Origin of the sequence: Candidatus Pelagibacter sp., assembly GCF_052049775.1 — a bacterium.
GTDB lineage: Bacteria > Pseudomonadota > Alphaproteobacteria > Pelagibacterales > Pelagibacteraceae > Pelagibacter.
This window is the reverse complement of the sequence record NZ_JBNGZH010000014.1, coordinates 1-10,193: the sequence shown is the minus strand read 5'-3', so window position 1 is coordinate 10,193 and position 10,193 is coordinate 1. Positions and strand designations below refer to the sequence as shown.

Below are 10,193 nucleotides of genomic sequence, written 5' to 3'. Positions count from 1 at the left end.
TATTTCTTCATCAGTTTTTACTTTTTTTGATGTATAAATTATCTGATTTTCGTTGTTTCTGTGTCGAAACTTGAATTCTTTGAAGCTTCGATTAATTTTCATTTAAAATAGTTTTTAACTCGTTCAATAGTCTGTTGATTTAAAGAAACATCATATTTGTCGTTTAAAAATGTATCATAAGATTTTAATAATGAATTTTTGTTTTTAGAATTTTGTTTTGCAATATATTGTTTAAATTCATCTTTATTTGTATCGATGATTTGTTTTTCAAATTTTTTGACTTTAGCTAAATAAATATTGTTATTTTCATCGTTTATTAAGGTAAATGATTTTTCAGGTAAGCTATATAAGACTTCAACAGCATTAATATCAAATTTTTTATTATCTCGCACAGAATTCAATTTTATCATTTGGATTTTTTCTTTTCCCAATTCTAAAAAATCATTATTATAAAATTTTTTATTAGTTATTTCATTTAACAATTTTTGGTTGTAGTCAAATTTATTTTTTTGAAAAACTAATTCAAGTATTTCCTGCTTAATTTGGTTATCATTCAAGTCTGGTTCCTTTTGTGAAATGCTTTTGACATGATAAAGAATATAATCATTACCAATTTCAAAAATATCAAACTTATTATTTCTTAGCTCAAAAATTTTTTTTTCAATTTCGTTACTATTTGTTGAAAGTTTAAAGTCTTTGATGTCAATTGATGTTAAATCAAAATTAGATACTATTGTTGCAAAATCAAATTCATTTGAAATATCTATTTCTATTTGATCAATTTTATCAAAGAATGTTTGATTAAAATCATCAACTCCAATCAGATTTTTAGGATTTATTATGGAGTAACTGAAATCAAGATATTCTACTTTTAATTGATCTTTATTTTCAATTATAAATTTATTTAATTCTTTCTCAGTAATATTTTCTTTTTTTACGTAGAAATCCTTTAAATCAATAAATTCTATCTCAAGTTTCTGACTTTCTTCCTCATAAAGTTTATTTATCAAAAATTGTGGAGATGTTGTACCTGCACCGATATAATCAAAAAGATTTTTTTGCAATTCTCTCATTTTTAATCTTTGCTCAAAACTTGGTGCAGACAAATTATTTTCTAGTAAAAATTTTTCATATTTAATTCTTTGAAAAATACCATTTTCATCTCGAAAATTTTTATTTTCTTTTATTTTCTTTAATAAAATAAGTTCAGAAATACTTAACTCAAAATCTTTAATTTCTAAATCAAGTAATGTTGTAGAAACTAAACCAGAAAGAAGTTCCTCGATTATATTTTGGTCTAAGTTTTCTCTAATTGTTTTTTCAGGAATTCCAGAACTATTTAGGTAATCAATAAATTCCTCAGTAGAAATACTTTTTTCATTAATCTTCACTACATTGTTTGTATTTCCACTGCTAAACATACCTCCCATTCCCCAAAAAACGAATGGTAAGATAATTATACCAACAAAAACACCAGCAAGTTTTGTTTTTGCAAAATTTCTTAGACTACTAATCATTACTATAAATTTATTGATCTATAAAAAGCAAACCTATAAATTAAAAAACGTCTAATGACAAATAAATATATGTACTTTATCGCAAATTGGAAAATGTTTGGTATTTTAAATTCCTTAAATTCACTGAATAAAGTCGTCAAATTTTTTAAGAAATTTAAAAAAAGAAAATCTTTGAGAATAATTTACTGTCCACCAAATACCTTGATAGGAGAAATGTCAAAAAAATTGAGAGGATCAAATATTGATGTTGGTGCCCAAAATTGTCATGAACAGGATGCTTATGGTGCTTTTACAGGTTCAGTCAATTCTTCAATGTTAAAAAATATTGGTGCTAAGTATGTCATTATTGGCCACTCCGAAAATAGACAAGCCGGTGAAACTGATAAACAAATAAATCTAAAAATTAAAAGTGCATTGAAGTCTGGATTGAAGGTAATTTTTTGTATTGGCGAAACTCTTAAAGAAAAAAGAAAAAAAATTACCAAAAATGTTTTAAACAAACAGATTAAAGCAGGTTTAAAGAATATTAAAAAAAATAAAAAAATTATTATCGCTTATGAACCAGTTTGGTCAATTGGCACAGGAATTATACCAAAATCTGATGATTTATTTAAGACAATCAGTTTTATTAAAAAAGAAAAAAAGAATTATAAAGTTCTTTATGGTGGCTCAGTAAATCCAAAAAATATTAATAAATTGAAATCTATAAATTATATTGATGGTTACTTAATAGGTGGGGCATCTCAAGACCCTAAAAAATTTATTGATATAATTAAAAAAACATATAATTAACCCCTCATGGAAAATATATTGTTAATTTTGAACATCATATTCGGATTAATATTGGTGTTACTAGTTTTGATGCAAAAGTCTGAGGGTGGTGCTTTAGGAATTGGAGTTTCTCAGGAAAGTTTTATGTTTTCCAGATCAGCAGGTAATTTTATGACCAAAGCAACAGCCGTTGTTGCCACTTTATTTATTATTTGTAGTTTAGCACTTACAATTGTATCTAGAGGAGAATTAACACCTACATCATCTGTTTTGGATACTATTGAAGAAAAAGCAGAGGATACTCCCGCTATTCCAGAAAATAATAATTAATACTTTTAATTTTCTTTTTTATTCGCTATAAGATACTTCCATGGCGCGATTTATTTTTGTCACGGGCGGCGTGGTTTCATCTTTAGGAAAAGGTCTCTCTTCTGCATCTCTAGCTTATTTACTTCAATCGAGAGGGTATAAAGTTAGATTAAGGAAATTAGATCCTTATTTAAATGTAGATCCTGGAACAATGAGCCCATTTCAACATGGAGAGGTTTTTGTAACTGATGATGGTGCTGAAACAGATTTGGATCTTGGGCATTATGAGAGATTTACTGGAGTATCTGCAAAGAAGTCTGATAACATTACAACAGGTAAAATTTATAATGATGTATTAAAAAAAGAACGTGAAGGAAAATATCTCGGAAAAACAGTTCAAGTTATTCCACATATAACTGATAGAATAAAAGAGTTTATAAAGAATGACTCTTCGAAAGAAGATTTTGTTATTTGTGAAATTGGTGGAATTGTTGGTGATATTGAGAGTCTACCATTTATTGAGGCCATAAGACAATTTGCAAATGATATAGGAAAAAAAAATGCATTATTTATCCATCTTACCTTAGTACCTTATTTAAAGTCCTCAGATGAAATTAAAACTAAACCCACTCAACATTCTGTTAAAGAATTGAGAAGTATAGGTGTTCAACCTGACATTATAATATGTAGATCAGAAAGACCCATCCCATTAGAACATCGTAAAAAAATCTCACTTTTCTGCAACGTAGATATTAAAAATGTAATAGAAACTGTTGATGTAAGAACAATTTATGAAGCACCAATAAGTTTTTTTAGAGAAAAACTTGATGTTCAAGTATTAAATTATTTTAAGCTTAAATCAAAAAAACCTGCAAACCTTAAACCCTGGAAAAAAATAACTAAAATTATTTTACAAACTAAAAAGCAGGTGAATATTGCAATAATTGGTAAATATGTTGAGTTAAAAGATGCTTATAAATCTTTAGATGAAGCTCTTACTCATGGAGGTATTCAAAATAATGTAAAGGTAAATTTAGTAAGAATTGACTCTGAAAAATTAAAAGTTTCTGAGATTAAATCAAAACTTAAACACATTTCAGGTATATTAATACCCGGTGGTTTTGGTAAACGAGGAACAACTGGAAAAATAGAGTCAATAAAATATGCTAGAAAAAATAAAGTTCCTTTTCTTGGGATATGTTATGGAATGCAAATGGCAATTATAGAATTTGCTAGAAATCAATTAAATTTAAAAAAAGCAACTTCGAGTGAATTTGATAGAAATGGCATACCTGTAATTGGATTAATAAATGAGTGGATTAAAGATGGAAAAACTATCAAAGGAACAGATAAAAATCTAGGTGGAACAATGAGATTGGGTTCTTATGATGCGAAATTACAAAATAATTCTAAAATTAAAAAAATTTATGGAAAAAAAATTATCAAAGAAAGACATCGACACAGATATGAAGTTAACATTAATCTAAAAGACAAATTTGAAAAAAAAGGAATGAGTTTTTCTGGTTTATCACCTGATGGTTTTTTACCTGAGATTATTGAGTTAAAAAATCATCCCTGGTTTATTGGCGTACAGTTTCATCCAGAATTTAAATCTAGACCTTTTGCTCCACATCCTTTATTCTCATCTTTTATCAAAGCATCAAAAAATCATAAATGAATAGCATTAAAGTAAATTGTGGAAAAATAGACATTTCGAACAATGATAAGATTTGTATAATTTCTGGACCTTGCCAGCTTGAAAGTGAACAACATGCAATGGATATGGCAGGAAAAATTAAGGAAATTACTTCAAAATTTGGTCTTGGATTTATTTACAAAACTTCATTTGATAAAGCGAACAGAACAAGCTTAAAAGGCAAAAGGGGAGCTGGATTAGAAGCTTCTTTACCTGTGTTTGATAAAATTAAAAAAGAATTAAATGTCCCTATTCTAACAGACATTCATAATGCTGAGCAATGTTCAATCGTTTCAAAACATGTTGATGTTTTACAAATCCCAGCTTTTTTATGTAGACAAACAGATTTGTTAATTGCTGCGGCTAAAACAAATAAAATTATTAATGTAAAAAAAGGTCAATTTCTTGCACCATGGGATATGGTTAATGTAACAAAGAAAATTTCAGAATCTGGAAATGACAAAATATTAGTAACTGAAAGAGGTGCAAGTTTTGGATACAACACTTTAGTTTCCGACATGAGGTCGTTACCAATAATGGCTAAGAATGGTTATCCAGTAATTTTTGACGCAACACACTCAGTGCAACAACCAGGTGGTCTTGGAGAAAAAAGTGGTGGTCAAAGAGAATTTGTTGAATATTTAGCAAGAGCTGCAGTTGCAGTTGGAGTTGCAGGAGTTTTTATTGAAACCCATCAAGATCCAGATAATGCTCCATCTGATGGACCTAACATGGTGCCATTAGATAAATTAGAAGATCTTCTAAAACAATTAAGTGATATAGATAATCTTATTAAAAATTAAGTGAGTAAAATTCTTAAAGTTAAAGCAAGACAAGTTTTTGATAGTAGAGGAAATCCAACTATTGAAGCAGAGGTTCATGTAAAAAACAAAAGTGCAAAAGCAATTTGTCCCTCAGGAGCTTCTACAGGTACTTATGAAGCTTATGAAAAAAGAGATACCAATAATAAAAGATATTTAGGCAAAAGTGTTTTCTCTGCAATTAATTTAATTAATTCCAAAATATCAAGAGCTCTGAGAAATAAAAACGTACATAATCAAGAAAGAATAGATGAAATACTTATTAATTTAGATGGCACTAAACAAAAAACAAAACTAGGAGCTAACGCAATATTAGCGGTATCGATGGCTGCAAAAAAGTTATCAGCAAAAGTAAAAAGAATTCCTCTTTATAAATCTTTTTATGCAACAAAAAATTTTCAATTACCTTATCCATTAATGAACATTATTAATGGTGGAGCACACGCGAATAATGGTCTTAGAATTCAAGAATTTATGATTAGACCAGATAAAGCAAAATCTTTTTCTGAAGCAATGAGAATATGTTATCTAGTAATAAAAAACTTAAGTAAATTAATTAAAGCAAAAGGTTTAGCCACATCGGTTGGTGATGAAGGTGGATTTGCACCGATGATTAATAGTAACAATCAGGCCTTAGATTTGATTGTTTTATCAATCAAAAAATCAGGATTTAGAAATGGAAAAGACGTTTCAATTTGTTTGGATGTTGCAGCTAATGAATTATTTAAAAAAGGTAAATATTCTATTCACTCAAAAAAATATGTTTCTGTTGATAAAACAATTTCAGAGTACAAAAAAATGATTGATAAATATAAAATTAAATCGATTGAAGATCCATTTTCTGAAAATGATTGGACGTCGTGGAGTAAATTTATGAGATCTACTAAAAAAGTGCAGATAGTAGGTGATGATCTTTATGTTACAAATTTGGAAAGATTAAAAAAGGGATTTCTAAATGTTTCATCAAACTCAATTTTGATAAAACTAAATCAAATTGGTACAGTTACCGAAACACTTGATGTCATAAAATTTGCTCAAATTATAGGGTTTAATACTATTATTTCACATCGATCAGGAGATAGTGAAGATACATTTATTGCCGATTTAGCGGTAGGTACCAACTCCAATCAAATAAAAACAGGATCTTTAGCTAGATCTGAAAGAGTCGCTAAATATAATCAATTAATTCGTATAGAAGAAGAACTTGGAAAAAAAGCTAGAATGAATAAGATTCATTAATGCTTCAAAGATTAAAAAAAAATTACCTTTTATTAGTTTCTACTTTTTTGATTCTTTATTTCTTTTTTAATCTTTTATCTGGTCAAAGAGGGTTAATTTCATATTTTGAAAAAAAAGAGATTTTAAAAAACTTAAAACAACAAGAATCTTTAATAATTAACCAAATAAGTGACTTGGAATTTAAGAATTCATTGTTAAGTGACAATCTAGATCTTGATTATATAGAATCTTTGATTAGAGAAAGGTTCATATTTGGTAAAAAAAATGAAAAAATTTATATAATTAAAAAAAATGAAAATTAGACACCCGGAAAAGCAGAACAAACCGATAAATCCAATTAAAAAAAAACCAGATTGGATAAGATCAAAATTAGCAAATAGCAAAGAATTTTTTTTAACAAAAACAATTGTAAATAAAAATAATCTTGTAACAGTTTGTCAGGAAGCTAATTGTCCAAATATTACGGAATGTTGGAGTAAAAGACATGCTACGTTTATGATTATGGGTGATACATGTACAAGAGCGTGTGCTTTTTGTGACGTAAAAACTGGTAAGCCAGGAAAACTAGACAATCTTGAACCAATAAAAATTTCTCAAGCTGTAAAAAAATTAAATTTAAAACATGTTGTAATAACATCAGTTGATCGAGATGATTTAGATGATGGTGGTTCAAATCATTTTTTTGAAGTTATTAACCAAACACGAAAAACAAATCCAAATACTACAATTGAAGTTTTAACTCCTGATTTTTTAAGAAAGGGTGATGCTTATAAAAAAGTTTTAGAGGCGAATCCAGATGTTTTTAATCACAATATTGAAACTGTTCCTAGTCTTTATCTAAAAGTAAGACCCGGTTCTAGATATTTTGCATCTTTAGAACTTTTGAAAAATGCTAAAATGATAAATAAGAAAATTTTTACAAAATCAGGAATAATGGTTGGTTTAGGTGAAAAAAAAGATGAAATTTTACAGGTAATGGATGATTTAAAAGCTGCTGATGTAGATTTTTTAACTATTGGTCAATACTTACAACCATCTGTTAGACATCATCCTCTTGATAGATACTACACACCAGAGGAATTTGATGAATTAGGAAGTATTGCGAAATCTAAAGGTTTTTTATTAGTTTCTTCATCGCCATTAACAAGATCTTCTTATCATGCAGATGAAGATTTTGCTAAACTACAACAAAATCGGATAAACAATCATTAATGCCAAAAGCTTCAGTTAAGCGATTAATTGAATGTGAAAAAAAAGACTTAATTGAACTTGTTTTAGATATAGAAAAATACCCTGAATTTGTTCCATTTTGTTTTGATGCGAAAATATATGAAAACAAAAAAGATGGTGATTTACAAAAAATTATTGCTGATTTAACCATCGGTAAAGGACCATTTAAAGATACATACAAAAGTGATGTAGCCTTTAATAAAAAAACTGATTCAATTTATGTTAAAAACATAGAAGGACCATTAAATCATTTAACAAATAATTGGACGTTTAGTGATAAAAATAATGGTATTACTGAAGTTACCTTTGATATTGATTTTGAAATAAAGAATAAATTTTTAAATTCTTTAATGGTAGTCTCTTTTCAATTTGGTTTAGAAAAAATAGCTGATGCCTTTCAAAAAAGAGCTGAAGAATTATTTGGAAATTCTAAGAACTAAATCTAAAGCTCTTTTAACAGTGGCTTTTTGAATTGAAGATCTTTTTTTACTTTTGAATAAACACCTATTAATCTGCACTTTTTTACCTTTTTTAATACCGATATAGACTAAACCGACAGGCTTTTGTTTGGTGCCACCTTTGGGGCCAGCGATACCAGTTATAGAAACGTTAATATTGGCTTTTGATACTTTAGATAAGTTATTTACCATTGCCAAACAACATTGGTGGCTAACTGCACCATAATTTTTAATAATATTTTTATTCACTTTAAGAATTCTAATTTTAGCTTGGTTAGAGTAGGTGACTAGTCCTAAATCGAATACTTTTGAGGCACCACTTATTGAAGTAATTGAACCAGCCAATAATCCTCCAGTACAAGACTCAGCAACAGAAAGTTTTAATTTTTTTTTGGTTAAAAGCCTGACTAAATTTTTCATTAAATTAAATAACTGCTTAATAACATAAAACAAATTAATGATAGAACAACATATAATCCTGCACAAACATCGTCCATTATTACACCGAAACTATTTTTGTAATTTTTGTCAAAATAATTTACTGGAAATGGTTTTAGAATGTCAAAAAATCTAAAAAGTACAAAGCAAATTCCATAAAAAATTATAGCTTCATCAGATGTTTTTTGTGTTCCATGGGAAATTTCGTAGAGATAAATTGGTATAGATTGACCTATAAATTCGTCGATAATGACCTCTTTTGGATCTTTATTTTCTTTCTCCTTTATATGGGATGCTACTGCTATGAATGAATAAATAAAAATAATAAGCAAACCTGTTAAGACTATATTTGGTGATAACTTTAATATATGAAAAAAAAAATAAAGAAAAATAGTTGTAGCTAAGGATCCGAAAGTTCCAGGAATAATCTTAATTTTTCCTAGCCCAAACATTGTAGCTAATAATGAATTAAAAGTTTTAATCATATTTTGTGATTGAAATTATGGTTTCACAAGCGATAGCCTTTTCTTTTCCAATTAAACCTAATTTTTCCACAGTTTTACCCTTTAAATTTATTTGGTTTTCATTAATACCGGTTAATTTTGAGACTGATTTAATTATTTTGTATCTATATTTTGAAACTCTTGGTTTTTGACAAATTAAGTTTATATCCAAATTGTTTATAAAAAAATTAGATTTGTTCAAATTAATCATGATTGGTTTTAGCATTTTTGGAGATCTGATATTTTTAAATTTTTTTGTGTTTGGAAAATAAGTTCCAATATCTTTTTTTTTAATAGCTCCTAAAATAGAATCAATAATTGCATGTAAAATTACATCTCCATCGGAATGACCTTCAAGACCTGAATGAAAAGGAATTTTTACACCTCCAAGATAAAGTTTTTTGTTTTTTACTAACTTGTGGATATCAAAACCTATACCATAAAAAGTCTTGGGAGTTTTTATATCATCAATATATGTAATCTTATTATTTACTTTTTCACCTGGTATAAATTTGATTTTAAAATCATTATTTATAAATAACGTTGCTTCATCAGTGACTTTATTTTTTTGATTTTTTGTAATTTTATAAAGCTCTTTAAATCTAAATGCTTGAGGGGTCTGTGTTAATAATAAATTATTTCTGTTTAGATTGAATATTTGATTTTGAGTTTTATATTTTATTGTGTCTTTTGAACTGATAAATGGAACTACGGCTTTGTTATTTTTCAAATTTTTAGCAATATTTTTTAGTAATCTAATTGAAAAATTGGGCCTAGCAGCATCATGTATAAATACATTTTTTGGCTTATATCTTTTTAGAAAATTTAAAGCTTTAAAAGAGGAGTCTGATCTTTCCTTTCCCCCTCTAATAACACTTATTGATTTAGGATACTTTTTTTTTTTTAAATGTTTAAGATTATTTGAAACAATTAAAATTTTCTTAAATAGCTTTGAATTGAGGGATTTTTCTATGGAATGATCAATTATTTCTTTATTTCGGTAATTAAAGAATTGCTTGGGTATTTTTTTATTAAATCTCTTACTTTTTCCAGCAGCTAATATTACAAAATAGTTGTTCATTCGTTTAAATGCTATAATTCTAATTTATGTTAGAATTTTTGAAAAAAAATATAATCATTATTATTCTATCTAGTATCACACTATTTCTAGGTTTTTTAACCTTTTTGACATTTATTGATAGAAGTTTTGT

General features: G+C 27.3%; 12 protein-coding genes. 8 read left to right on the top strand and 4 right to left on the bottom strand.

What is annotated here, in order from left to right; all coding sequences use genetic code 11:
- Positions 1-98: 98 nt before the first annotated feature.
- Entirely contained in the window at positions 99-1,517 is a 1,419-nt protein-coding gene (locus ACTT83_RS02735; RefSeq protein WP_440918637.1) for a SurA N-terminal domain-containing protein, read from the bottom strand.
- A 54-nt stretch (positions 1,518-1,571) separates the two neighbouring features.
- Here ACTT83_RS02735 and tpiA point away from each other — a divergent pair, with 54 nt between their 5' ends.
- The 8 genes from tpiA to ACTT83_RS02695 are packed head-to-tail and all read left to right on the top strand — an operon-like array spanning position 1,572 to position 8,023.
- Entirely contained in the window at positions 1,572-2,309 is a 738-nt protein-coding gene (tpiA, locus tag ACTT83_RS02730; RefSeq protein ID WP_440918636.1) for a triose-phosphate isomerase, read from the top strand.
- A 6-nt stretch (positions 2,310-2,315) separates the two neighbouring features.
- Positions 2,316-2,618, top strand: coding sequence for a preprotein translocase subunit SecG (gene secG / locus ACTT83_RS02725; protein WP_440917933.1), 303 nt, complete (start codon positions 2,316-2,318; stop codon positions 2,616-2,618).
- A 40-nt stretch (positions 2,619-2,658) separates the two neighbouring features.
- The gene (locus ACTT83_RS02720; protein WP_440917934.1) at positions 2,659-4,275 is read left to right on the top strand and encodes a CTP synthase; all 1,617 of its coding nucleotides are present in this window, start codon (positions 2,659-2,661) and stop codon (positions 4,273-4,275) included.
- Positions 4,272-5,096, top strand: a complete 825-nt coding sequence (kdsA, locus tag ACTT83_RS02715) for a 3-deoxy-8-phosphooctulonate synthase (protein WP_440918635.1) — start codon at positions 4,272-4,274, stop codon at positions 5,094-5,096. Before ACTT83_RS02720 ends, kdsA begins: the two co-directional genes overlap by 4 nt.
- Entirely contained in the window at positions 5,097-6,353 is a 1,257-nt protein-coding gene (gene eno, locus ACTT83_RS02710; protein WP_440918634.1) for a phosphopyruvate hydratase, read from the top strand.
- Positions 6,353-6,655: an FtsB family cell division protein gene (locus ACTT83_RS02705; protein WP_440917937.1), complete on the top strand. Its 303-nt coding sequence runs from the start codon at positions 6,353-6,355 to the stop codon at positions 6,653-6,655. The genes eno and ACTT83_RS02705 overlap by 1 nt, the downstream gene beginning before the upstream one ends.
- The gene (gene lipA, locus ACTT83_RS02700; RefSeq protein ID WP_440918633.1) at positions 6,645-7,565 is read left to right on the top strand and encodes a lipoyl synthase; all 921 of its coding nucleotides are present in this window, start codon (positions 6,645-6,647) and stop codon (positions 7,563-7,565) included. The genes ACTT83_RS02705 and lipA overlap by 11 nt, the downstream gene beginning before the upstream one ends.
- Entirely contained in the window at positions 7,565-8,023 is a 459-nt protein-coding gene (locus ACTT83_RS02695) for a type II toxin-antitoxin system RatA family toxin (RefSeq protein ID WP_440918632.1), read from the top strand. Before lipA ends, ACTT83_RS02695 begins: the two co-directional genes overlap by 1 nt.
- Here the strand turns inward: ACTT83_RS02695 and ACTT83_RS02690 are convergent.
- Genes ACTT83_RS02690 through ispF form a run of 3 tightly spaced genes read right to left on the bottom strand, consistent with a single transcriptional unit; the run spans position 8,000 to position 10,063 of the window.
- Complete coding sequence (locus ACTT83_RS02690) at positions 8,000-8,461, bottom strand: CinA family protein (protein ID WP_440918631.1); 462 nt, start codon at positions 8,459-8,461, stop codon at positions 8,000-8,002. The genes ACTT83_RS02695 and ACTT83_RS02690 overlap by 24 nt on opposite strands.
- Complete coding sequence (locus ACTT83_RS02685) at positions 8,461-8,964, bottom strand: phosphatidylglycerophosphatase A family protein (protein WP_440918630.1); 504 nt, start codon at positions 8,962-8,964, stop codon at positions 8,461-8,463. Before ACTT83_RS02685 ends, ACTT83_RS02690 begins: the two co-directional genes overlap by 1 nt.
- Entirely contained in the window at positions 8,957-10,063 is a 1,107-nt protein-coding gene (gene ispF, locus ACTT83_RS02680; RefSeq protein ID WP_440918629.1) for a 2-C-methyl-D-erythritol 2,4-cyclodiphosphate synthase, read from the bottom strand. The genes ACTT83_RS02685 and ispF overlap by 8 nt, the downstream gene beginning before the upstream one ends.
- Between the last annotated feature and the right edge of the window lie 130 nt (positions 10,064-10,193).

Excerpts from the sequence above, each read along its gene's own strand:
- ACTT83_RS02690 (WP_440918631.1), bottom strand. The coding sequence starts at position 8,461 with ATGAAAAATTTAGTCAGGCTTTTAACCAAAAAAAAATTAAAACTTTCT.
- ispF (WP_440918629.1), bottom strand. The coding sequence starts at position 10,063 with ATGAACAACTATTTTGTAATATTAGCTGCTGGAAAAAGTAAGAGATTT.
- ACTT83_RS02720 (WP_440917934.1), top strand. The coding sequence starts at position 2,659 with ATGGCGCGATTTATTTTTGTCACGGGCGGCGTGGTTTCATCTTTAGGA.
- ACTT83_RS02735 (WP_440918637.1), bottom strand. The coding sequence starts at position 1,517 with ATGATTAGTAGTCTAAGAAATTTTGCAAAAACAAAACTTGCTGGTGTT.
- secG (WP_440917933.1), top strand. The coding sequence starts at position 2,316 with ATGGAAAATATATTGTTAATTTTGAACATCATATTCGGATTAATATTG.
- tpiA (WP_440918636.1), top strand. The coding sequence starts at position 1,572 with ATGACAAATAAATATATGTACTTTATCGCAAATTGGAAAATGTTTGGT.
- ACTT83_RS02695 (WP_440918632.1), top strand. The coding sequence starts at position 7,565 with ATGCCAAAAGCTTCAGTTAAGCGATTAATTGAATGTGAAAAAAAAGAC.
- ACTT83_RS02685 (WP_440918630.1), bottom strand. The coding sequence starts at position 8,964 with ATGATTAAAACTTTTAATTCATTATTAGCTACAATGTTTGGGCTAGGA.
- kdsA (WP_440918635.1), top strand. The coding sequence starts at position 4,272 with ATGAATAGCATTAAAGTAAATTGTGGAAAAATAGACATTTCGAACAAT.
- lipA (WP_440918633.1), top strand. The coding sequence starts at position 6,645 with ATGAAAATTAGACACCCGGAAAAGCAGAACAAACCGATAAATCCAATT.
- ACTT83_RS02705 (WP_440917937.1), top strand. The coding sequence starts at position 6,353 with ATGCTTCAAAGATTAAAAAAAAATTACCTTTTATTAGTTTCTACTTTT.